Raw genomic sequence first — 21,479 nt, forward strand, 5'->3', positions numbered from 1 at the left:
GGGGTATCCATAGATCTTAAGTGTAATGGCTTGGTTTACGTGTTCGGTCTGGCGGCCACATCAGTGGTGACGGCCATAGGCGTTTTGTCTCTTAAAAAACCTATCCTCACGGTTTCACCGGGACGGGTATAGGTAATCAGCTTCATCCCCGCATGACCGTCCCCTACTAGTTCGCCGTTGATATCGGTAAGAATATCTCCGACCCGCAAGCCGGCTTTTGAGGCTGGACCATCCTGAGCTAAGCCGGTAATCACAACACCGTTGGCGCCGGTGGCAAGGGGTTGCACTTCTAAACCCAGCCAGCCTCGCAGAGGGCGACCGTAACGGATCAAATCATCCATGGTGCGTAATGCGAGATCGGTAGGGATGGCGAGACCGATGCCGGTTGAGCCGCCACTTTGGGTGTAAATGGCGGTATTGATGCCCAGTAGGCGACCTTTGGTGTCTATCAGTGCGCCACCTGAATTGCCAGGGTTGATGGCGGCATCGGTCTGGATAAAGTTTTCGTATTGACTGAGGCCTAGCCCGTAGCGGCCGGTAGCGCTGATGATCCCTTGAGTGACAGTTTGGCCGAAACCATAGGGATTGCCGATGGCGAGAACAATATTGCCGACACTGGCACCTTCGGGTTTGGCAACTTTAATGCTGGTCAGGTTTTCAAGGCTGATTTTGAGCACCGCTAAATCGGTGTCAGCGTCGCTGCCAATAACACTGGCTAGAGCTTGTCTGCCGTCGTTGAGCAGGACAAGAATTTCATCGGCGCCTTTTATTACATGGTAGTTTGTTAGCAAATAGCCATCGTCGCTGACAATAACGCCAGACCCTAAACTGCGTTCTAAGTGCTGTTTAACCCGGCCGTTGCGATTGAAAAAATGTTGGAATAGAGGGTCGTTGGCCAAAGGGTGGCGTTGCTGAACAATTTTGGTGGTATAGATATTAGCCACTGCTGGAGCGGCTTGTTTTACCGCGTAAGAAAAATCTTTGTGCTCTTGCGCGCTGAGGTATATCAGTATGCAAAAGCCTAGCAAGAGCCCAAAACTTGTTGGCCACGCCATTTTTTTTAGGTTTTCCAGCAGCAAGATGAATTCCTCAATGGAGGGCGGCTCAGTACCCGCAGGTTTAATTTGCTATCGTTGTTCTTGGTAACGGGCTTTTAGAGGCTGCTAGCCTAGCATGAAATGTTCAATTTTCGAATTCTAGAGAGGTGGTATGACGGTTTCTCGACAAGTCTTTTCTGATGAGCTGGACGCGCTGCTGCAAGTGGCGCGATTTAATGATTATTGTCCAAATGGCTTGCAGGTGCAGGGACGAGAACACATTCGCTGTTTGGTGTCTGGGGTCACGGCATCGATGGCGTTAATTGATGCGGCCATCGAGAAAAAGGCCGATGCGGTTTTGGTGCATCACGGTTTTTTCTGGAAGGGCGAAGATCAGCGCATTGTGGGCATGAAGCATCGCCGCATTGCTAAATTGCTGGCCCATGAAATCAATTTGTTTGCGTATCACCTTCCTTTAGATGCCCATCCGACAATGGGCAATAATGCCCAGCTCGCAGCTAAGCTGGGTATTCATGTCGACGGCGGTATGGAGCCGGGAGACTTGCCAGTGGGGAATATAGGGCATTTGCCAGAGCCGATGACCGCCCAAGATTTTGCTCGGCGCGTTGCGGAGTGTTTGGGGCGGGAGCCATTATTGGAGGCGGTGGGCGATCACCTCATTCGTCGTATTGCGTGGTGTACTGGCGGCGCACAATCCTATATTGATAAGGCTGCTGCGCTGGGAATGGATGCGTACTTAACAGGGGAGGTCTCTGAGCCCACCATTCATAGCGCCCGGGAGCAGGGGGTGCACTTTATTGCCGCAGGGCACCATGCTACAGAGCGCTACGGCGCCAAGGCAGTGGGCAACTATATGGCAGCCACTCACGGTTTGGAACATCACTTTGTCGATATAAACAACCCCGCCTGAAACGGCGGGGTTGGCGGTTTTAGGCGTGGGGTGCGACAGGGGGTTCGGGGTGTTTTTCCCGTTCACTTTTCTCTAGGCCGAACTCCTCGTGGAGTGGTCCCTTGCTACCGGGTTCCCGGGGTGCGTAGTCCAGTGGTTGCTGTGAAGGCGGGATGTTGCTTGGCTGGTTATCCAGCACTGGGCGGCCTTCAGGCAGGGGCTGCAGAGGACTGATGCCGCTGCTGTGAAGAGTTTTTGCACCCTCAGCAATATGGTTGTGGACGCTGCGATAGCTTTCTGCCAAGTCGTTTAGTAACTCGGCGGTGTGGTCAAAGTGATGGTTGACCTGTTGTTGGTAATCCCGTTGTTGCTTCTGGATATCGTTAAACTGTTTTTCAATGGCAGTGCGGCTCTGTTGGCCGGGTTTAAGGCGGCCAAGTAGAAAGTAACCGAGCAATGCGCCAATGATTAAGCAGCTTACTGCAACGATTATAACGGTGGTTTCGTCGTTCACAAAAATTCTCCCTCAGGCGAAAACGGACAGCGGTGCCTTGGTTAAGTATATCCCCTCGCTTGCCGCTGGGCAGTACTTAAAGTCAAAAAATTGCCAAGGATAGTCTGGGCGGGTAAAGTTCTCCGCGTTTTACCTCAGCGGCCAGTCAACTGGCCCACTCTATCTTTATGGTTACAATAGAGTGATTGGGGATCCTGTAGTTCCAGTATCAGTACCAGTAAAAGTGCCCTTGTAAAACAGACCCGTTAGGAAACGTCTATGTCGACTCCTTTGCAGCGTTATCAGAGTGATCTTAATCAAGCTGACTTTAGTTACGACGCTGCTCAAGAGCATGCCGTGCGCTGCTTGCAGCGTCTATACGATGAATTGCTTATCGTTAATGATAAACCCAAGGGGGCACTGGGGCGATTTGCGGCCAAGCTCACCGGCAAGCAGGGTGAGGATAAGCAGGTGTTGGGGCTGTATTTTTGGGGTGGGGTCGGGCGTGGCAAAACCTACCTCATGGACACATTTTACGACACCTTACCGTTTGAAAGAAAAATGCGTGCCCATTTCCATCGGTTTATGCAACGGGTGCACAAAGAGTTAAAAAGTCTGGCGGGGCAGAAAAATCCGCTAGCTATCGTTGCTGATCGTATTGCCGATGAGGCACGGGTTATCTGCTTTGATGAGTTTTTCGTGTCTGATATTACCGATGCGATGATTTTGGCCGGGCTGTTTGAGCGCTTGTTTGAGAGAAAGGTTGTGTTGGTGGCAACGTCCAATATTGTGCCTGACGGCCTATATAAAGACGGCTTGCAGCGGTCGCGGTTTTTACCTGCCATTGCCTTGATTAAAGAAAATGTTCAGGTAGTGAATGTTGATGGCGGGGTGGATTACCGGCTGCGAGCGTTGGAGCAGGCGGAGCTGTATCATCATCCGCTTGATGACGAGGCAGAGCTGAGTTTGCAAAAGAGCTTTCGCAGCTTGGCGCCAGAGCAGGCGGAATCTGATCCGTTGCTGGAGATAGAGGGCCGAGAGATTCGGGCGCGCTATGTGGCTGATGATGTAGCTTGGTTTGATTTTGTTGAGCTTTGTGACGGTCCTCGTAGCCAATACGATTATATTGAAATTGCCAGGGTGTTCCACGCGGTGGTTGTCAGTAACGTTCCTGTTATGGGGGCGGGGCGAGATGATCAGGCTCGGCGGTTTATAAATATGGTCGATGAGTTTTACGACCGCAATGTAAAACTGGTACTCTCTGCGGCTGCGCCGTTGGAGGCGCTATATTCAGGCGGCAGGTTGGACTTTGAGTTTGAACGCACCCAAAGTCGTTTGCTGGAAATGCAATCTACCGAATATTTGGCTGAGGAGCACCGTCCTTAAATAAGGGCTGCTGCATTCTAAAAAGCTGTTAATTCCGCTTGAAAAAGCTTGGGCGCTTATGTAGTATTCGCGCTCTTTGTTCGGTACGGGCCCCATAGGCGAGAAAATGAAAACCTTTAGTGCAAAATCTCAGGATGTGAAACACGACTGGTACGTGGTAGACGCCGCCGAAAAAACATTGGGTCGTTTGGCCAGTGAAATTGCGCATCGCCTGCGCGGTAAGCATAAAGCTGAATTTACGCCACATGTTGATACCGGTGACTATATTGTTGTTGTTAACGCTGAGAAAGTGCGTGTAACGGGCAGCAAAACCACGGACAAAATATACCATCACCACACCGGATACCCCGGCGGCCTGAAATCTATGAGCTTTGAAAAGCTGATTGATAAAGCCCCTGAGCGTGTGATCCAAGGTGCGGTAAAAGGCATGCTGCCTAAAAACCCTCTGGGTCGGGCCATGTTCAAAAAATTAAAAGTCTACGCTGGTACTGAGCACCCCCACACTGCTCAACAACCAGTTGAACTGAATATCTAACGGAAGCGAAATATGTCAGCTAGCCAATATTACGGCACTGGTCGCCGTAAAACTTCATCAGCTCGGGTTTTTCTTAAGTCCGGGACTGGGTCAATTACTGTCAACAAGCGTACGCTGGATCAATACTTCGGTCGCGAAGTGGCGCGTATGATTGTGCGTCAGCCTTTAGAATTGGTTGAGATGACTGAGAAGTTTGATGTTCAGATTACGGTCAGTGGTGGTGGTAGCTTCGGTCAAGCCGGTGCTATTCGTCACGGCATTAGCCGTGCGTTGATGGAATATGACGAAGGCCTGCGCAGCGATTTACGTAAAGCGGGTTATGTTACTCGTGACGCGCGTGAAGTTGAGCGTAAAAAGGTCGGTTTGCGCAAAGCTCGCAAGAAGCCTCAGTTCTCCAAGCGTTAATCGCCACGACCTTACGGTCGATGGAGGCTGCGCAAGTGGCTCTCGAAAAAACGCCCACGACCTTTACGATTGTGGGCGTTTTTTTTTGCCTAAAACATTGCGAGCACGAAACTAGATGCAGCAATGATTGTCAGCGCGGGCCAAGTTAATTACTATTTGGCCCATTTATAATTATAGATGCGGGTTCTTCTTGGTGGAGAGCCCGCCCTGTCTTTCGTGTGTTATGGGGGAATCGTCATGAGTAATGACGGCGTGAATACGGGGCGTCGACGCTTCTTGACGGCAGCAACTTCGGTTGTGGGTGCCGCCGGGGCAGTCGGGATAGCGACGCCATTCGTTGGGTCGTGGAATCCAAGTGCTAAAGCCCGAGCAGCCGGTGCGCCAGTAAAGGCCGATATCGGTAAGCTTCAACCCGGTCAAATGATTGTGGTGGAGTGGCGTGGTAAGCCAGTCTACGTGCTTAAACGTACTGAAAAGCAAGTTGGTGAGCTCGACGAGCTTGGTCAATATCTGAAAGATCCAAAATCAGAGAATGCAGATCAGCCAGAATATATTGAAGGCACTGCACGTGCGATTCGTCCGGATCTTATGGTGTTTGTTGGATTGTGTACCCACTTGGGTTGTGCGCCAAAGTTTCGCCCTGAAGTCGGTACGCCTGATTTGGGTGGCAGTGCTTGGGTCGGTGGTTTCTTCTGTCCTTGTCACGGTTCTCGCTTTGACCTTGCGGGTCGTGTTTATAGCGGTTCTCCTGCCTCGCAAAACCTTATTGTTCCTCCTTACTCTTTTGAGGGTGAGAGTGTACTTGTCATCGGTGTAGACCAGGGGGCTGCGTAATGATTAAGCTGTTAGTTGGATTGCGCGACTGGACTGATGCTCGGCTGCCAATTATGCGTGCGTGGAACACCCATATGGGTAAGTACTATGCGCCTAAAAACTTTAATTTTTGGTACTTCTTTGGTGTGCTCTCACTGGTTGTACTTGTAAACCAGTTGTTGACCGGTGTTTGGTTGACAATGAGCTTCACCCCCAGTTCTGAAGAAGCCTTCCGCTCGGTGGAATACATCATGCGGGATGTGGAATTTGGCTGGATTATCCGCTATATGCATTCCACCGGGGCTTCAGCCTTTTTTGTGGTGGTGTATCTGCATATGTTCCGGGCTTTGCTCTACGGTTCTTATCAAAAGCCTCGTGAGCTGATTTGGATCTTCGGTACGCTGATCTTCTTGGTGCTAATGGCGGAAGCCTTTGTCGGCTACGTGTTGCCCTGGGGGCAGATGTCCTACTGGGGTGCGCAGGTCATTATCTCGCTATTTGGCGCGATTCCTGTAGTTGGTGAAGATATTGTTCAGTGGATTCGTGGTGACTTCCTGATTTCGGGCATTACCCTGAACCGCTTCTTTGCTTTGCATGTAATTGCATTGCCAATCGTCCTATTAGGTTTGGTGGTGCTGCATCTTTTAGCATTGCATGAAGTAGGCTCGAACAACCCAGATGGCGTTGAGATTAAAAAGAACAAGGACGAAAACGGTGTACCTTTGGATGGCATTGCTTTCCATCCTTACTACACGGTTCACGACTTGACGGCGATTGGGGTATTCCTGTTCGTTTTTTGTGCGATTATCTTCTTTGGCCCAGAGATGGGTGGCTACTTCCTTGAGTACGCTAACTTTGAAATTGCTAATGGCTTGAAAACGCCAGAGCATATCGCGCCGGTTTGGTATTTCACGCCCTTCTATTCAGTCTTGCGTGCTGTACCTGATAAGTTGCTGGGCTTTATTGCTTTTGGGGCATCAGTGGCCATTATCTTCTTGTTGCCATGGCTTGATCGTAGTCCTGTAAAGTCGATTCGCTATAAGGGCCGTATCAGTAAAATTGCTATTTTGGTGTTTGTTGCGTCCTTCCTGATCTTGGGTGTGTTGGGTGTGAAGGCTCCAACTGAAGCGCGGACATTGCTGGCGCGTATTTGCTCAGTCCTCTATTTTGGTTTCTTCTTGTTTATGCCGATTTGGACGCGTTTTGAAACGACCAAACCAGTGCCAGAGCGAGTGACCGATGGTGGTATGGGCTTCTGGAAAAGCATGTTAGTGCTGCTGGTGGTGGCATTGTTAACGATATTGCCATTGAAGGCGGCGGGGGCTGAGTCTGCTTTTGATTGCGGTACCGTTGCCTGTGATCAAATCGATCTGGATATTACGGATAAAGCGTCTTTACAGGGCGGTGCTCAGACCTACATGAACTACTGCATGGGGTGCCACTCTTTGCAGTATGGTCGCTACCAGCGGGCTGCCGATGATTTGGGTATTCCTGCGGATTTGTTTGAAGAGCACCTGAAGTTTGACCGGTCAGCTAAGATTGGTGCTCTAATGACGAACTCAATGGCCGCTGAAGATGCAAAGAAGTGGTTTGGCGCTGCGCCTCCAGACTTGACGTTGGTGGCCCGGGCCCGCAGCCCAGAGTGGCTGTACACGTATTTGCGGACATTCCACAAAGACGAGTCTCGTCCTTGGGGTGTTAACAACAAGGTCTTTAAAGATGTGGGGATGCCCCATGTTTTGGCTGAATTACAGGGTATGCCAGAGTGTGCACCGGGTCCGGTTCATGCCGAAAATGGCGGTATTCTCCGTGATCAGTTGACCGGTGAAGATATTCTTTATGGTGATGATGGCGAAGCGCTTAATCCTTGTGGCAGCTTCACTTATTCTCCTGAGGGCGCGCTAAGCCCCGATGAATATGACAAGGTCATCTACGACTTGGTAAACTTTCTTGAATACATGGGTGAGCCCGTGCAGGCCAAGCGTAAGCAAATTGGCGTTTATGTGCTGGCATTCATTGTATTGTTTTTCATATTCGCGTATTTGTTGAATCGCGAGTACTGGAAAGACGTACACTAAAAGGCGTCAGCCTTTACATTCCAGTTTCAATGCGGGCAGCCTGATTTCAGGCCGCCCGTTTGTTTTCTTAGTATATTAATCAGAGGTACAAGCAATGGGCGTGGTTGCCAAACGTTCTACCATGACCTTCTTTTCGGATGCGGCTAGTCACTATAGCCATCGAGTAAGAATTGTTTTGGCCGAGAAAGGCGTGACGGTTGATATTATTGATGTGGACCCGAATAGCCTGCCTGAAGAGGTCACGGAGTTAAACCCTTATAACACGCTGCCAACCCTGGTGGATCGTGATCTTGCGCTCTATGAGTCCAAGGTGATGATGGAGTATCTCGATGAGCGCTTTCCTCATCCGCCTTTGCTGCCAGTGTATCCAGTGGCGCGGGGTGAGAGCCGTCAGTATATTTATCGTATTGAGCGTGACTGGTGTCGTTTGGTTGATGAGATCCTCAGCAACCCGAGCCAGAAAGAGCTGGATAAAGCGAGAAAAGATTTGCGGGATAGCTTGTTAACCATTGCGCCGATCTTTACTGAAAAGCCCTTTTTCATGAATGAAGAGTTCACGCTGGTTGATTGCTGTTTGGCGCCGATTTTGTGGCGGCTTCCTCAGCTGGGTGTTGTTCTTCCGCAAACTCGTCAGTCTAAACCGCTGATAGAGTATATGCAGCGCTTGTTTGATCGTCCCTCTTTTCAAGAAAGTTTGACGGAAAAAGAGCGGGAAATGCGAGATCAAGTTTCGGTCGCCTGAAAGGCTTAAAGTTTTATGGCAATGACATCTAGCCGGCCGTATATGGTCAGGGCCATTTACGAATGGGTCGCGGATAATAACTGTACGCCCTATATTTTGGTGAATGCCGAAATGGAGGGCGTGCAAGTGCCCCAGCAATATATTCAGGATGGGCAAATCATTTTGAATATCTCGTCTTCAGCGGTTGTGGGCTTGGATATCGGAAACGATGAGCTGAGCTTTAATGGCCGTTTTGGCGGGGTGCCCCAAAGTGTGCATGTGCCTCTGGCGGCGGTGTTGGGTATTTACGCAAGGGAAAATGGTCAGGGCATGTTGTTTGATGCTGACGAGCCTCAGCCCCCAATGCCGCCTTCGCCGAGCTCTAGTGATAGCAATAAAAACGATGCTCGGCCCAAGCTGAAAGTTGTGAAGTAAACAAAAAGAAAAAGGGGCTTCGCCATAGCGCAGCCCCTTTTTTGTGCCGGTTTAGTTTCTTTTTGCTTCTGAGATTTTTCTAGCCAGTTCTGCTTTCGATGATTTTGATTAGAAGTTTTGCTTGCTTACCTGCAAGCGGTCGTGCACCGGTCAATCTCGCGCTATGCGGCGCGCCGCGACGTTTTTAGTCTTTAGTAATACTCAAATACGCGCACAACTTTCTGGACACCGCTTGTCTCGCTGGCGACTTTAGACGCGGTTTCTGCTTCGGCTTGAGAGACTAACCCCATTAGGTAAACCGTGCCATTTTCGGTGACTACTTTGATTCGCGAGGCATCGAGCTGGCTGTTTAATGACAGCTTGCTTTTTACCTTGGTGCTAATCCAGGTGTCATTGCTTCGGGCTAGCATGCTGGAGTTTTCTCCAATGCTTATCTCGTTATGTACTTTGCGCACTTTTTTCACGGCTTCAGCGATATCAAAGGCTTGATTCACTAGATCGTTATTCGGCGCCTGACCTGTGAGTAAAACGATGCCGTTGTGGCTGACAGCATTAATGTGAGCGGCCTCTAGCTCGGCACTGGTATTGCGAATGTTGACCGAGATCTTGGTTTCAATAATCTCGTCGTCAATGTAGCTGCCCAGGCTGCGGGTGCTGGGATCTTCCTGCAGAGGTTGCTCTGTTGTTGCGGTAATGACTTGGGTGCAGGCGCTGATAGTAAGGGCGGCAATAATAAGGCTGAGTGATTTAATCATGGCTGTTCAATTCCAAATAATTGGGCGTCAACAAGTTCGCAAATACTGTGTATGGCAATTAATTGCATCTCGATAACCCGGGGTTTGTCTTCTACCGGTATCGCAAGTTCAATATCTTCTGCTGAGAGCAGTGCGCTGGCGTCACCGCCGTTGAGGTTACTGAGCGCAATGACACGCATCCCGCGTTCGTGTGCGGATTGTATGCAGCGCAAGGTGTTGGTGCTGCCGTTTCCTGAGTAAAGTAAAACGAGGCAGTCGCCTTCTTGACCGAGCGCGCGTATCTGGTTGGAAAATATATCATTGTAACCACTGTCCGCAGCAATCGCGGTGAGGGTGGCGGCGTCGGTGTTGAGCGCCATTGCGGGCAGGGATGGTCGTTCACGTTGGAAACGGTTTATCAAATTGCCAGCGAGTTGCTGGGCTAATAAGGCAAAACTGCCTTCGCCGCAGCATAGAATTTTGCGTTCGTTGAGCATGCTGGCAACAATGCACTCGCTGGCAGCGGCAACGCTGGGCCCTATGGCTTCCATGGTGTACATGCAGCTTTCAATATGCCGATGAAAAAGATCGACTACGCTTTCAGAATAATCCACGCCGTCAATTTACTCCTGAAATGCGTTTTGTAACCATGTAAGTTGCCAGTCTCCGTTTGGGTCTACTAACGCTTCAATGACATCGAAGCGACAGGAAGGTTCACGTTTTAGCTTGTGGCTCAGATAGTGCTGTGCTGTCTTTACAAGTCGATTTTGCTTGTTCTTGGTGACGGACTCGGCCCCAGAACCGAAGCGGGGATTTTGCCGTAAGCGAACCTCGACGAACACTAAAAAATTACCGTCTTTGGCAATAATGTCGATCTCGCCATGTCTGCAGCGATAGTTACATTGCAATACCTTTAAACCATGCTGGGATAAATAACGCTGGGCGGCAAGTTCAGCTTGTTGGCCTCGGTCTGCCGCAGGTTTATTCCCAAACCAGTTCATCATTTTTAATGAAGTGTGTCGATTTCTTCAGACATAGGGACGGTTACGGGTTTGCCTTCTTGGATTTCGGCCAGTGACAGCTTTCTCTCAATTTGGCGTTTGTCGTTTAAGCGAAGGGTACCTGTTTCACCAAATAATCTGCCGCTGTCGTTGTGTTGGAGCTGGCTCAGCCGCAATTGTAATCGAAAACTGTCGACCCCTAAGGCATACATGCGCTGATAATTGCCGCTGTGGGGTAATTCGTTGCTGATGGCTTGGCGAAGAGGTGAGGTCTCATTGAGAATCCAGGGGATATCAATAAAGTGCACCCCGTTGATGTCTTGGTCTTTATCGGGGCTGCTGGTGCCTCGATAAATATGAGAGGTGGCGTAGACGGGGATGTCGCCAGCGTAGTGGTAGGCGAGCAGCGGTTTAATGGCGCGACCTTCGTTGGGCCGGGCTACCAAAAAAATAAAGTCTACGTCGGTGCGGCGGTAGGGCTCAAATTGCGGCCGGTTACCAATGATTTGCTGAAGTTGATTGCGGCGATGAATGCTGGCGTCGATTTGCAGCACATCTTTGATCTGTTTTGAGTAATTGTTGCTGTCGGCGTCAAAGTTGGTGCTGGCAACAATGATGCCTCTGTTTTTTTGCCAGTTGTCAGAGAAAGCCTGGGCAACCTTTCCGCCCCAAGCCCCTTCAGGGGTAATAATCATGGCTCGGCGATAGCCTTTGGCGAGCGCGATGTTGGAGATTTGTTCGGCTTCGTCTTCGGGGTTCAGGCCAAATTGATACAGGCCGTTAGGAAAGCGATCACCGGGAATACGGTTAAGGGCCAGCGTGGGGACCGGCATATTACCGCGGCCATTATTTGCCAGGGCGGTTAGATTTTCTTTTTTCAGTGGGCCAACAATCAGGTTATTGCCATCGCGTACTGCTTGCTGATAAACGCTGGCAATGTCGCTACCTTCGGTGTCGTACTGCTTAACTTGCGGCAACCGGGCGCCTTGCTCAAGGGAGGCGTAATAGGCTGCAAAAAAACCATCTCGAATGGCTTTGCCGTAAGCGGCAAGGCGGCCGCTGACAGGAAGCAGTAGGGCTATTTTATCCGGGCGCTCGACAATAAGCTGGTCGAGTTTGTCGAGGCCACCGGGTAGGTTTTTGCGTGCTGGGTGTTGAGGCCAGCGGTTTAACCAGGCATCGCGTTGGCGAACTTGGGATTCGAGGTCGCCTTGATTGTCTTTGGCGACGGAGGCGAGCTCCAGCCAACCTAAATAGTCGCGATTGCTGGCGCTATTATGATGTTGCAGCAATACCTCGGTAGGAACTTGCATCAGCGAGCTCCATATTTGTTCACGGTTGTGACCTTGTTGGGATGAGGCCAGCAAGGGATCGATAAAAATCCATTCTTGGGCCGCGCTTAGATGATCGCCCTCAATGGCAAATAAGCTGGCTCTAAGCTGACTGAACTGAAGTTGGCGGGGTAGCGGAGCATCGATGATGGCGCTTTGTACTAGAGGGTCCGAGAGTTGCTGCAAGGCTTCTTGGAATTGAGCGTGGCCTCTAAAAACCCGCGCTCTAACAAGTGAAAGGCGCACTGCTTGATTGGGGGCTAGCTCGGGTATAATTAGCTCTCTGACGATATCGTCTGCGCGGTCCAGTTCTCCTTCTCGGAGCAGAACCTCTGCGGCGCGAAGTAGCAGCTCGGCAGATTGCTCAGGCGAGGCAGATTCTGCTTCACTAATCCATTGCTCGGCCATCGCGGCATCTGCGGTAGCTGGATTAAATACCATTTTGGGTCTTGGGTGCTTGCTCGGTGCAGGCATTTTGAATATAGGCGCCGAGCCTGCGCTGTCCTGCGCTTTGGGGGTGATTTTGGCTGTTTGCTCCGGCGTGCCCGGTGTTGGAGTGGGGCCAGCACAGGCTGCCAAGAGGCTAAGGCCGAGCAGGCTTGCAAAAAGTCTTGTCTTCATTGATCCGCCGTTGTTAGTCTGCGCGAGCCTAATATAAGAGAGAGGATCGCTACCGTGGGATTATCCACCCCCAGTCTATTTGTCGTTGCCACGCCTATTGGGAACTTGGGCGATATGGTACCCCGAGCGATAGAGGTCCTACAATCTGTGTCATTGGTTGCGGCTGAAGATACTCGCCATAGCCGTCAGTTGTTAAAGCATTTTGATATCTCAGTGCGCTTGCAAGCCTATCACGACCACAGTAACGATGCTGATTTAGACGGTGTATTGGCGATATTGCGCGGAGGTGGGAGTGTGGCGCTGGTGTCAGATGCGGGGACGCCGTTAATTTCCGATCCGGGTTATCGCTTGGTAGATGCTGCGCTGAGTGAAGGCTTTGCCGTGGTACCTATTCCGGGGCCGTGTGCGATGGTGGCGGCATTGAGTGTATCGGGCTTGCCGTCTAACCGTTTTATTTTTGAAGGATTTTTAGCGGCAAAACAACATGGTCGCCTGCAGCAGCTGCAGGCTCTGCAGCGCGAACCCCGCACCTTGTTGTTTTACGAAGCCCCTCATCGTTTGCTGGCTTCTTTGCAAGATATGCAAGAAGTGTTTGGTGGTGAGCGACGGGTGACCTTGGCTAGAGAGCTCACCAAACTATTTGAAACGGTAAAGCGACTGCCGCTGGCCGAGCTTTGCGAGTGGGTTGCAGCGGACTCAAATCAGCAGCGCGGCGAGTGTGTTCTGGTGGTTGAGGGCTATGCTGGGGACGGCCAAAAAATTTCAGCAGAGGCCTTGCAGGCATTGACGGTGCTGACAGAAGAGTTGCCCTTGAAGCAGGCGGCAGCGCTGGCCGCTAAAATCAGTGGTGCAAAAAAGAACGCCTTGTATAAGTATGCGCTGGAAAATCTGCAATAAGTTCGTAGCAATGCTTGCGTTAGTTTAAACTACTGGTTATTCTTACAGTTGAGTCGGCCGGGCGACCGCGTGCAGCGCAAGCTGTGGGAGGAAAGTCCGGGCTCCGCAGGGCAAAGCGCCAGGTAACGCCTGGGAGGTGAAAGCCTACGGAAAGTGCAACAGAAAGGAAACCGCCTAAGCAGCGTGCTGCCGGTAAGGTTGAAAAGGTGCGGTAAGAGCGCACCGCGTGACTGGCAACAGTTCACGGCGATGGTAAACCCCGCTTGGAGCAAGGCCAAATAGGAATCCAATGCTGTGGCCCGCAGTGGATTCGGGTAGGCCGCTAGAGGTTTGTGGTGACGCAAATCGCAGATGAATGGTCGTCCAAGACAGAACCCGGCTTATAGGCCGACTCATTTTTTTACTTCCCCCTTCCTTTTTATCTCTATTCCCTTCTCGTCTTAAGGTTTTACTTTAAGTGCGATTTCCATCCTGTTGTTTTGGTAAATTTAATCTTCTTTTCTGAAGGTTTGGTTTCTCATGATGCCTGCAAGTTATTGGTATTTTTGAGAAAAATGCCTGCAATTCGCCGCACGTTCACCTTGACACCTTGCATGCGGTGTTCCTATAGTGTCGCCTAGTGGAGAAAAGTGGGTATTAGTGGTTTTTTGCGGTTTAACTGAGCTCTCAGGTGGGAAAACGTGTTTCTTGGCAGTCATGCAATCACAATGGACGCAAAAGGGCGTATGGCGATTCCAGCCAAAATACGCGACGCCCTGTCGTCTCTCTGTGAAGGTCGCTTGGTGATCACTGCCGACACCGAAGAGCGCTGCTTGCTTGTTTATCCAGAGCCTCAGTGGGCGGATCTTTTACCCAAAATAGAGGCGCTACCTAACTTCAACCGCAAAGCGCGGATGGCTCAACGTTTATTGTTGGGTTATGCCACGCCATTGGAAATGGATGGTAATGGTCGAGTGCTGTTGCCGCCGCCGTTGCGAGATTACGCCGGTTTGGAAAAAAAGTTGTTGTTGGTTGGGCAGGGTAAAAAATTAGAGTTGTGGAGTGAGTCCAGTTGGTTTGACTGTCTTGCTACAGCCAGCGAAAGCGATGACATGCCTGATGAAATGCTCAGCTTGTCGCTATAGAGCCATTGATAATGACTGAACACCTAACCGTGCTTAAAGATCAGGCCGTAGAGGCTCTGCTTTGGGAACCTTCCGGGTATTACGTGGATGGAACCTTTGGTCGAGGCGGCCATAGTCGCGCGGTGTTGGCGGGGCTTGGTAATCAGGGGCGGTTGCTGGGGATTGATAAAGATCCGCAGGCTATTTTGCAGGGGGTGGCGTTGATGGAAGAAGACCCACGTTTTGCCATTGCGCAAGGCTCTTTTGCAGAATTTAAAAACTTGGCCGGCGCTTCTAGGCTGGGTGATCCTGACGGTTTTTCGGGCGTGTTGCTGGACTTGGGTGTCTCTTCTCCGCAGTTGGATCAGGCTGAGCGAGGCTTTAGTTTTTTGCGCGACGGCGCCCTCGATATGCGGATGGATACCAGTCAGGGGCAAAGTGCCGCGCAATGGTTGGCTACCGCAAAAGACTCAGAAATTGCCGCAGTGCTGAAGGAATATGGCGAAGAGCGTTTTGCTAAGCGCATCGCAAGGGCCATTGTTGAAGCCCGGGAAGAGACGCCAATTACCACCACGCTGCAATTGGCAAAAATAGTGACAGAAGCGAATCCAGCTTGGGAAAAACATAAGCACCCTGCAACTAGAGCGTTTCAGGGCATTCGCATCCACATCAACAACGAGCTTGGCGATCTGGAGGATTTGTTGGCGCGAGTCGTGGACAGTCTTGCGGTTGGTGGTCGTTTGGTGGTGATCAGTTTTCACTCCCTGGAAGACCGGCTGGTAAAGCGGTTTATGCGACGTCAGGCCAAGGGTGATGACTTGCCATCTTATTTGCCAGTGACGGAGTCTCAGCGCAATTGCCGAATGAAATTGATAGGCAAAGCGATAAAAGCCAGCGCTGAAGAAGTTGCCCAAAATCCTCGCGCTCGCAGCGCGGTAATGCGGGTGGCCGAGAAAATAGCATGAGTGAGCGGCGGGCCAGAGCTAAAGCTGCTGGAGGCAGCGCCGGAAGCCAACGTTCTACTGAGTTGCCGCCTGCACCGTTGGGTGGATTATTGGTGCCGGTAACACTGTTTTTGGTGTTGGCATCGTGCATTGCGCTGGTTCAGACCTCTCATAAAGGCCGGCGGATGTTTAGTGAGCTGCAAGATTTGCGTCGGGAGGCGATGCAGTTGGAAGAGGAGTGGGGTCGCTTGTTGTTGGAGCAAAGTACGTGGGCTTCCCCTGATCGTGTACAGCGGTTGGCCGAGAAAGAATTAAATATGCAAGCACCTGATATGCGAGAAGTCATCATGGTTAAGGGATATGGCAAAGCAGATTAAAGCGCCAATCTCGCCCTGGCGGTTTCGCCTGGTCGTGGCCGGTCTCTCTGCTCTTGCGGCGGTGCTGGTATGGCGCGCCCTGACGTTACAGGTTTTGGATGTAGACCGAGGCTACCGGTTTTTGCAGGGGCAAGGTAATGCCCGTACTAATCGCACAGAAGTTATTCCCGCGCATCGGGGCATGATCTCGGACCGTAACGGCGAGCCTTTGGCGGTGAGCACTCCGGTTGCGTCTATTTGGGCCAATCCGCAAGAATTACTGCAAGCCCAAGGTCAGTGGAGCGTACTGGCAAACTCATTAAATATGAATTTGGCTGACTTAAGCAGTCGAGTGAAGCGCTACGGCAATAGCCAATTTATGTATTTGCGCAGACATGTTGCACCGGCAGAGGCTGACGCTATCTTGGCTAAGAAAGTGCCGGGTGTGTATGTGCAGCGCGAATATCGCCGCTTCTACCCGGCGGGAGAGGTAACGGCACATTTACTTGGTTTTACTAATATTGATGACCGAGGGCAGGAAGGTCTTGAGCTGGCATACAACGACTGGTTAATGGGGCACCCCGGAAAAAAACGGGTATTAAAAGATCTTTACGGCAATATCATCCGAGAGATCGATGCTGGGGAGGCAGCCCGGCCGGGCAAAGACCTTAAGTTGAGCATAGATCTTCGGCTTCAATACTTAGCCTACAGAGAACTGAAATCAGCACTTAATCGAACCGGCGCGAAAGCCGGTTCGGTGGTTATTATGGACAGCGAAACAGGTGAAGTGTTGGCGTTAGTGAACCAGCCTTCTTATAACCCGAATAACCGCAGCCAAATTAATAGCAGTGCACTACGCAACCGTGCTTTAACAGATATGTTTGAGCCCGGTTCGACCATGAAGCCGCTGACGTTGGTTGCGGCATTGGAGAGTGGTAAATATCAGCCTGATACACCAATCAACACCCATCCGGGTTACATCAAAGTAGGCTCAAAACTCCTTAAAGACCATCGTAATTACGGTGTGCTAACGGTTTCTGATGTGCTTAAAAAATCCAGTCAGGTAGGCACGACCAAAATTGCCCTTTCCCTTGATGAGCACGATGTTTGGGATGTGTTTAATCGCTTCGGCTTGGGTCGTTCCACTGGTTCAGGTTTTCCTGGTGAGAGTACCGGCGTGTTGCCTAATCGTGCAAGTTGGCGCGCAATTGAGCGAGCCACCTTTGCATTTGGTTACGGTATGACCGTCACTCCGCTGCAATTAGCGCAGGCTTATTCCGTGTTTGCCAATCACGGCGTTTTTCAGCCGGTTTCTCTGCTTAAGCGCGATGAGTCGGATGAACGCAAACAAGTGATTTCTGCCAAGATCGCTCGGCAGGTTGTCGACATGTTGGAAACGGTCACGGAAACCGGCGGCACTGCGACCAGAGCGCGAGTCGATGCTTATCGTGTTGCGGGCAAAACGGGGACTTCACATAAAGCAGAAGCGGGTGGCTATGCCGAGGATCGCTACTTCTCTATCTTTGCCGGATTAGCGCCTGCCACCAATCCTCGGGTAGTGGCCATCGTCACTATTGATGAGCCCGATGGCGATTACTTTGGTGGTTTAGTGGCCGCCCCGGTGTTTTCTAAAGTGGTGGCGGATGCCTTGCGCTTATTGAATATTGCCCCAGATGATATTGCCACAGATGGCCTGGATGGTACGCAGTCAAAAGATTCTACTGCGAAGGGTGGTGCTGCGTGATGGCAATGGAAAAAACTTACCCCTCTGCACCAAAATCTTTGGGCGATCTATTGCAAGGCTTGCCAATAGAGGTGGCCGCCATACCGGTGACGGGTTTGGCACTAAACAGTCGAGATGTTCAACCCGGTGACGTGTTTCTTGCCGTTAAAGGGTATAGCGTTGATGGCCGAGCTTACATTAATGATGCCATCAGTCGAGGGGCGATTGCTGTTATTGCCGATGCGCCGATTGATGGCTCTCTGTATTCGTTGCCGGTTGTGGAAGTGAGTGATCTCGCTTTGCGCTTAAGTGGCATTGCGGGGGAGTTTTTTGCACACCCATCGCGGGAACTGAAGTTAATTGGCGTGACCGGCACTAACGGTAAAACCAGCTGTGCCTGGACTATCGCTCAGTTATTAGAGCAGTTGGCAGAACCTTGCGGCTTAATTGGCACCTTGGGTAGTGGTCGCATTGGTCGGCTTAGCGTGGACGGCATAAACACTACACCAAATGCGGTGCTAACCCAGTCACTGCTACGCGATTGGGTTGACGGTGGCGCTCACTGGGCGGCAATGGAAGTGTCTTCTCATGGTATTGCGCAATCCCGGGTTGCGGCCCTGAAGTTTGATGCAGCGGTATTTACTAATTTAAGCCAAGATCATTTAGATTTTCATGGCAGCATGGAAAGCTATGCTGGCGAAAAGGCGAAATTGTTTTCATGGCCCGATCTCGGTCTGGCGGTCATTAATCGCGACGATTTTTATGGCCGTAAACTCTTGGCCAAATCCAGTGCCCAGAGAGTGCTGGATTACAGTCTTTCTGATCGAAAAGCGGCGGTGTTTGCTGACCAAATTGAATGCGATATCCACGGTAGTCGTGGTGTGTTGCGCAGCGAGTTTGGCGATGTCACCTTGGCATCGCCGTTACTCGGCAGTTTTAACCTTTCTAATCTGCTTGCCTCTTGTACCGTATTGCTGGGCTTGGGTGTCGAGCCTTCGCTGTTAGAAAACGCTATTCCGAAATTGCGGCCTGTTCCCGGTCGCATGGAATGCTTCCAGTCTACTGACGGCACCTTGTATGTGGTGGACTATGCCCACACGCCAGATGCTTTAGATAAGGCGCTCAGTGCGCTTAGGCCATTGGCTAAAGGACAGTTATTTTGCGTGTTTGGCTGCGGCGGTGACAGGGATCGCAGCAAGCGTTCGATTATGGGTGAGGTTGCTAGTCGACTGGCTGACCAGCTTATTATTACCAGCGACAATCCTCGCAACGAAGATCCAGAAAGCATTATTAGCGAAATTTGCAAAGGCTTACAGGGTGCTAATTATCAAGTTGAAGTGGATCGGGATCGGGCTATTCGCTTAGCGGTTGATTCGGCTAACGCAGGGGATATTGTTCTTATCGCCGGTAAAGGTCATGAAGACTATCAGGAAGTACATGGCCAGCGTTTTCCGTTTAGTGATGTGCAGTGCTTAAGGTCTGCCTTGGCGGTGGAGGATTCGCAATGACACCGCTGTCCTTGGGTCAAATCGCAGCCATAACTGGCGGCCAAATGCTCGGCGCCGACGTGACGGTAAGCGGGGTTTGTACAGACAGCCGCAAGCTGAAAACCGGCGATCTGTTTGTGGCATTGCGCGGCGAGCATTTTGATGGCAATGGTTTCGTTGCTCAAGCGGCGCAGCAAGGTGCGGTTGCCGCCATCGTTAACGAACATAACGATAGTCTACCGTGTGTGATGGTAGAGGATAGCTACCAAGCACTTGGTCTGGTCGCTCGAGAAAATCGCCGCCGTTACTCAGGACCTTTGCTGGCCATTACCGGAAGCAGTGGTAAAACCAGCACCAAAGAAATCTTGGCCAGTATTCTCAAGCAGTGCGGCAAGGTGTATTTCACTCAAGGTAATTTTAATAACGAGGTGGGCGTACCCTTAAGTTTGCTAGATATTAATAGCGAGCATCAGTACGCCGTTATCGAAATGGGCGCGGCTAAAAAAGATGATATTCGCTATCTATGTGATTTTGCCGAACCCAATGTTGCAATCCTCACCAACGCTCAAGCTGCACATCTTCAAGGCTTTAAAAGTTTGCAGGGTGTGGCCGAAACAAAGGGCGAAATTTTCCAGTCACTAAGCCACGACGGTGTTGCTGTTATCAATGCCGATGATGGCTATTGCTCCCTGTGGCAAAAAATGGCGGCAGAGGCTAAACAGCTGTTGTTTGGTTTGGAAGCGACTAATGCAGATGTTTGGGCAAAAGATATAGATCTTTCGGCCCCGGAATCCAGCCGTTTTACTTTGGTGTCGCCGCAGGGTGAGGTTGCCATTGAGTTGCCGTTACCCGGTAAACATATGATCGCCAATGCCTTGGCGGCATCAGCAGCGGCATTGGCGGTAGGCGCAAGTCTTGCTCAGGTAGCGGCGGGTCTACTTGCTGTTAAGAGCACTAGCGGTCGCTTAAATCGACAGTCGGTGAATGGCGTAACTATTATTGACGACAGCTATAACGCTAATCCAGGTTCGGTAAAGGCAGCAATAGATGTGCTGGCAGCCTACCCACAGCGTCGGGTGTTGGTGCTAGGTACCATGGCGGAGTTGGGCGATGGCGCTTGCCAGTCGCATGTCGATGTTGCTGCATACGCTAAAAGACAGGGTTTAGATGCGGTGTTTTTTAGCGGTGATTGGGCTGAAAAAATGGCCGATGCCTTCGGCGCAAGTGCAAAAAGTTTTTCTGATCGGGACGCTTTAACAATTGCCCTTGAACAATTCATTGAAAGTGGAGATACCGTTTTGATCAAGGGTTCGCGTAGCGCGGGAATGGACCACGTGGTGGCTGCTCTAGCGCAAACACTGACTGGAGAGGCTCGGTAAAATGTTGCTGCTACTTTCTGAATACCTGAGTCAACACATCAGCGGCTTTGCGGTATTCCAGTATTTAAGTTTTCGTGGGATTTTAGGTGTTCTTACTGCGATGGCTATTTCCTTGTTGGTGGGGCCGGGGATGATCCGGCGTTTGAATTTCCACCAGATTGGTCAGGCGGTAAGAGACGACGGCCCCAAGTCGCATTTGAGTAAATCCGGCACCCCAACTATGGGCGGCGCATTAATACTGGTTGCCATTTTTGCTAGTACTTTGCTCTGGGCTGATTTGCGTAATCCCTATGTGTGGACGGTATTAATTGTAACTGCAATCTTTGGTGCAGTGGGTTGGGTCGATGATTATCGCAAAGTCATTCAGCGTAACTCTCGGGGCCTGCCTGCCAAGTGGAAGTACTTCTGGCAAAGCGTTGCCGGCTTAGGTGCAGCGATTTATTTGTACAGCATTGCCGATAGTCCGGTTGATACTCAATTGTTTTTTCCCTTCTTTAAAAACCTGAGTTGGGAAATGGGCGCATTTTCTATTGTGCTGACATATTTTGTCATTGTGGGCTCTAGTAACGCGGTCAATCTCACAGACGGCTTAGACGGCTTGGCTATTTTGCCTACCGTGATGGTAGGTAGTGCATTGGGTCTAATCGCTTACTTAAGCGGCAATGTGAAGTTCGCAGATTACCTGCATATTGCTTATGTTGCGGGGGCTGGTGAACTCATTGTTATTTGTGGGGCCTTAGCCGGGGCAGGTTTGGGGTTTCTTTGGTTTAACACTTATCCCGCACAAGTATTTATGGGTGACGTTGGGGCGTTGGCACTGGGGGCTACGCTTGGCACCATCGCAGTTATCACTCGACACGAAATCGTATTTTTTATTATGGGTGGCATCTTTGTACTCGAAACGGTCTCGGTTATTTTGCAAGTGGCATCTTTCAAACTAACCGGTCGACGAATTTTTCGAATGGCACCCATTCACCATCATTTTGAATTAAAAGGCTGGCCTGAACCTCGGGTGATTGTTCGTTTTTGGATTATCACTGTCATGCTGGTTTTGTTTGGTCTAGCAACCTTGAAATTGCGTTAGGAGACG

At 50.8% G+C, this 21,479-nt stretch carries 22 protein-coding genes and 1 other RNA gene; 17 read left to right on the top strand and 6 right to left on the bottom strand.

What is annotated here, in order from left to right:
• Nucleotides 1-35 precede the first annotated feature (35 nt).
• Nucleotides 36-1,055: a S1C family serine protease gene (locus IMCC21906_RS05855; protein WP_052763612.1), complete on the bottom strand. Its 1,020-nt coding sequence runs from the start codon at nt 1,053-1,055 to the stop codon at nt 36-38.
• Between the two features lie 154 nt (nt 1,056-1,209).
• On the opposite strand from IMCC21906_RS05855, the gene IMCC21906_RS05860 reads away from it, so the two are divergent.
• On the top strand, nt 1,210-1,968 hold the full coding sequence (locus IMCC21906_RS05860; protein ID WP_047011386.1) for a Nif3-like dinuclear metal center hexameric protein: 759 nt from the start codon (nt 1,210-1,212) through the stop codon (nt 1,966-1,968).
• A 19-nt stretch (nt 1,969-1,987) separates the two neighbouring features.
• Here the strand turns inward: IMCC21906_RS05860 and IMCC21906_RS05865 are convergent, their stop codons facing one another.
• On the bottom strand, nt 1,988-2,461 hold the full coding sequence (locus IMCC21906_RS05865; RefSeq protein WP_047011387.1) for a YhcB family protein: 474 nt from the start codon (nt 2,459-2,461) through the stop codon (nt 1,988-1,990).
• A 258-nt stretch (nt 2,462-2,719) separates the two neighbouring features.
• On the opposite strand from IMCC21906_RS05865, the gene zapE reads away from it, so the two are divergent.
• From zapE to IMCC21906_RS05900, 7 genes are all read left to right on the top strand, one after another.
• Nucleotides 2,720-3,826 carry a cell division protein ZapE gene (gene zapE, locus IMCC21906_RS05870; protein ID WP_047011388.1) on the top strand — a complete coding sequence of 369 codons (1,107 nt, stop codon included), beginning with the start codon at nt 2,720-2,722 and terminating at the stop codon, nt 3,824-3,826.
• Between the two features lie 106 nt (nt 3,827-3,932).
• Nucleotides 3,933-4,361 (top strand): 50S ribosomal protein L13, encoded by a 429-nt coding sequence (gene rplM, locus IMCC21906_RS05875; RefSeq protein ID WP_047011389.1) that lies wholly within the window; start codon nt 3,933-3,935, stop codon nt 4,359-4,361.
• 12 nt (nt 4,362-4,373) lie between these two features.
• Nucleotides 4,374-4,766: a 30S ribosomal protein S9 gene (gene rpsI / locus IMCC21906_RS05880; RefSeq protein ID WP_047011390.1), complete on the top strand. Its 393-nt coding sequence runs from the start codon at nt 4,374-4,376 to the stop codon at nt 4,764-4,766.
• A gap of 237 nt (nt 4,767-5,003) precedes the next feature.
• Nucleotides 5,004-5,600, top strand: a complete 597-nt coding sequence (gene petA, locus IMCC21906_RS05885; RefSeq protein ID WP_047011391.1) for a ubiquinol-cytochrome c reductase iron-sulfur subunit — start codon at nt 5,004-5,006, stop codon at nt 5,598-5,600.
• Nucleotides 5,600-7,657: a ubiquinol-cytochrome c reductase gene (locus IMCC21906_RS05890; protein ID WP_047011392.1), complete on the top strand. Its 2,058-nt coding sequence runs from the start codon at nt 5,600-5,602 to the stop codon at nt 7,655-7,657. Before petA ends, IMCC21906_RS05890 begins: the two co-directional genes overlap by 1 nt.
• Nucleotides 7,658-7,751: 94 nt before the next feature.
• Nucleotides 7,752-8,399: a stringent starvation protein SspA gene (gene sspA, locus IMCC21906_RS05895; protein WP_047011393.1), complete on the top strand. Its 648-nt coding sequence runs from the start codon at nt 7,752-7,754 to the stop codon at nt 8,397-8,399.
• A 15-nt stretch (nt 8,400-8,414) separates the two neighbouring features.
• Nucleotides 8,415-8,813, top strand: coding sequence for a ClpXP protease specificity-enhancing factor (locus IMCC21906_RS05900; RefSeq protein ID WP_047011394.1), 399 nt, complete (start codon nt 8,415-8,417; stop codon nt 8,811-8,813).
• 191 nt (nt 8,814-9,004) lie between these two features.
• Here the strand turns inward: IMCC21906_RS05900 and IMCC21906_RS05905 are convergent, their stop codons facing one another.
• Genes IMCC21906_RS05905 through IMCC21906_RS05920 form a run of 4 tightly spaced genes read right to left on the bottom strand, consistent with a single transcriptional unit; the run spans nt 9,005 to nt 12,500 of the window.
• Entirely contained in the window at nt 9,005-9,568 is a 564-nt protein-coding gene (locus IMCC21906_RS05905; RefSeq protein WP_047011395.1) for a BON domain-containing protein, read from the bottom strand.
• The gene (locus IMCC21906_RS05910) at nt 9,565-10,161 is read right to left on the bottom strand and encodes an SIS domain-containing protein (RefSeq protein WP_052763390.1); all 597 of its coding nucleotides are present in this window, start codon (nt 10,159-10,161) and stop codon (nt 9,565-9,567) included. The genes IMCC21906_RS05905 and IMCC21906_RS05910 overlap by 4 nt, the downstream gene beginning before the upstream one ends.
• A gap of 9 nt (nt 10,162-10,170) precedes the next feature.
• Entirely contained in the window at nt 10,171-10,551 is a 381-nt protein-coding gene (locus IMCC21906_RS05915) for a YraN family protein (protein WP_231580326.1), read from the bottom strand.
• Nucleotides 10,552-10,553: 2 nt separating this feature from the next.
• Nucleotides 10,554-12,500 (bottom strand): penicillin-binding protein activator, encoded by a 1,947-nt coding sequence (locus tag IMCC21906_RS05920; RefSeq protein WP_052763391.1) that lies wholly within the window; start codon nt 12,498-12,500, stop codon nt 10,554-10,556.
• A gap of 54 nt (nt 12,501-12,554) precedes the next feature.
• Between IMCC21906_RS05920 and rsmI the strand changes: the two genes are divergently transcribed.
• The 9 genes from rsmI to mraY all read left to right on the top strand — a co-directional run bounded on the left by rsmI (nt 12,555) and on the right by mraY (nt 21,473).
• Entirely contained in the window at nt 12,555-13,397 is an 843-nt protein-coding gene (rsmI, locus tag IMCC21906_RS05925; RefSeq protein WP_047011396.1) for a 16S rRNA (cytidine(1402)-2'-O)-methyltransferase, read from the top strand.
• Between the two features lie 49 nt (nt 13,398-13,446).
• Nucleotides 13,447-13,796: RNase P RNA component class A (rnpB, locus tag IMCC21906_RS16500), an RNA gene on the top strand.
• 281 nt (nt 13,797-14,077) lie between these two features.
• On the top strand, nt 14,078-14,521 hold the full coding sequence (gene mraZ, locus IMCC21906_RS05930; protein WP_047011397.1) for a division/cell wall cluster transcriptional repressor MraZ: 444 nt from the start codon (nt 14,078-14,080) through the stop codon (nt 14,519-14,521).
• Between the two features lie 11 nt (nt 14,522-14,532).
• On the top strand, nt 14,533-15,465 hold the full coding sequence (rsmH, locus tag IMCC21906_RS05935) for a 16S rRNA (cytosine(1402)-N(4))-methyltransferase RsmH (protein WP_047011398.1): 933 nt from the start codon (nt 14,533-14,535) through the stop codon (nt 15,463-15,465).
• Nucleotides 15,462-15,821: a cell division protein FtsL gene (ftsL, locus tag IMCC21906_RS05940; protein WP_082117376.1), complete on the top strand. Its 360-nt coding sequence runs from the start codon at nt 15,462-15,464 to the stop codon at nt 15,819-15,821. Before rsmH ends, ftsL begins: the two co-directional genes overlap by 4 nt.
• Nucleotides 15,805-17,544: a penicillin-binding protein 2 gene (locus IMCC21906_RS05945; protein ID WP_047011399.1), complete on the top strand. Its 1,740-nt coding sequence runs from the start codon at nt 15,805-15,807 to the stop codon at nt 17,542-17,544. The genes ftsL and IMCC21906_RS05945 overlap by 17 nt, the downstream gene beginning before the upstream one ends.
• Entirely contained in the window at nt 17,544-19,031 is a 1,488-nt protein-coding gene (locus IMCC21906_RS05950) for a UDP-N-acetylmuramoyl-L-alanyl-D-glutamate--2,6-diaminopimelate ligase (RefSeq protein WP_082117377.1), read from the top strand. Before IMCC21906_RS05945 ends, IMCC21906_RS05950 begins: the two co-directional genes overlap by 1 nt.
• Nucleotides 19,028-20,389 (top strand): UDP-N-acetylmuramoyl-tripeptide--D-alanyl-D-alanine ligase, encoded by a 1,362-nt coding sequence (murF, locus tag IMCC21906_RS05955; RefSeq protein WP_047011400.1) that lies wholly within the window; start codon nt 19,028-19,030, stop codon nt 20,387-20,389. The genes IMCC21906_RS05950 and murF overlap by 4 nt, the downstream gene beginning before the upstream one ends.
• Nucleotide 20,390: 1 nt before the next feature.
• Complete coding sequence (mraY, locus tag IMCC21906_RS05960; protein ID WP_047011401.1) at nt 20,391-21,473, top strand: phospho-N-acetylmuramoyl-pentapeptide-transferase; 1,083 nt, start codon at nt 20,391-20,393, stop codon at nt 21,471-21,473.
• Nucleotides 21,474-21,479 lie beyond the last annotated feature (6 nt).

The organism is Spongiibacter sp. IMCC21906, assembly GCF_001010805.1.
Taxonomy (GTDB): domain Bacteria; phylum Pseudomonadota; class Gammaproteobacteria; order Pseudomonadales; family Spongiibacteraceae; genus Spongiibacter.

Coding starts and splice junctions, on each gene's coding strand:
- mraY (WP_047011401.1), top strand. CDS start 20,391: ATGTTGCTGCTACTTTCTGAATACCTGAGTCAACACATCAGCGGCTTT.
- IMCC21906_RS05920 (WP_052763391.1), bottom strand. CDS start 12,500: ATGAAGACAAGACTTTTTGCAAGCCTGCTCGGCCTTAGCCTCTTGGCA.
- IMCC21906_RS05950 (WP_082117377.1), top strand. CDS start 17,544: ATGGCAATGGAAAAAACTTACCCCTCTGCACCAAAATCTTTGGGCGAT.
- rplM (WP_047011389.1), top strand. CDS start 3,933: ATGAAAACCTTTAGTGCAAAATCTCAGGATGTGAAACACGACTGGTAC.
- IMCC21906_RS05915 (WP_231580326.1), bottom strand. CDS start 10,551: ATGATGAACTGGTTTGGGAATAAACCTGCGGCAGACCGAGGCCAACAA.
- IMCC21906_RS05900 (WP_047011394.1), top strand. CDS start 8,415: ATGGCAATGACATCTAGCCGGCCGTATATGGTCAGGGCCATTTACGAA.
- IMCC21906_RS05890 (WP_047011392.1), top strand. CDS start 5,600: ATGATTAAGCTGTTAGTTGGATTGCGCGACTGGACTGATGCTCGGCTG.
- murF (WP_047011400.1), top strand. CDS start 19,028: ATGACACCGCTGTCCTTGGGTCAAATCGCAGCCATAACTGGCGGCCAA.
- sspA (WP_047011393.1), top strand. CDS start 7,752: ATGGGCGTGGTTGCCAAACGTTCTACCATGACCTTCTTTTCGGATGCG.
- ftsL (WP_082117376.1), top strand. CDS start 15,462: ATGAGTGAGCGGCGGGCCAGAGCTAAAGCTGCTGGAGGCAGCGCCGGA.
- rsmH (WP_047011398.1), top strand. CDS start 14,533: ATGACTGAACACCTAACCGTGCTTAAAGATCAGGCCGTAGAGGCTCTG.
- zapE (WP_047011388.1), top strand. CDS start 2,720: ATGTCGACTCCTTTGCAGCGTTATCAGAGTGATCTTAATCAAGCTGAC.
- rpsI (WP_047011390.1), top strand. CDS start 4,374: ATGTCAGCTAGCCAATATTACGGCACTGGTCGCCGTAAAACTTCATCA.
- IMCC21906_RS05860 (WP_047011386.1), top strand. CDS start 1,210: ATGACGGTTTCTCGACAAGTCTTTTCTGATGAGCTGGACGCGCTGCTG.
- IMCC21906_RS05945 (WP_047011399.1), top strand. CDS start 15,805: ATGGCAAAGCAGATTAAAGCGCCAATCTCGCCCTGGCGGTTTCGCCTG.
- IMCC21906_RS05855 (WP_052763612.1), bottom strand. CDS start 1,055: ATGGCGTGGCCAACAAGTTTTGGGCTCTTGCTAGGCTTTTGCATACTG.
- petA (WP_047011391.1), top strand. CDS start 5,004: ATGAGTAATGACGGCGTGAATACGGGGCGTCGACGCTTCTTGACGGCA.
- IMCC21906_RS05905 (WP_047011395.1), bottom strand. CDS start 9,568: ATGATTAAATCACTCAGCCTTATTATTGCCGCCCTTACTATCAGCGCC.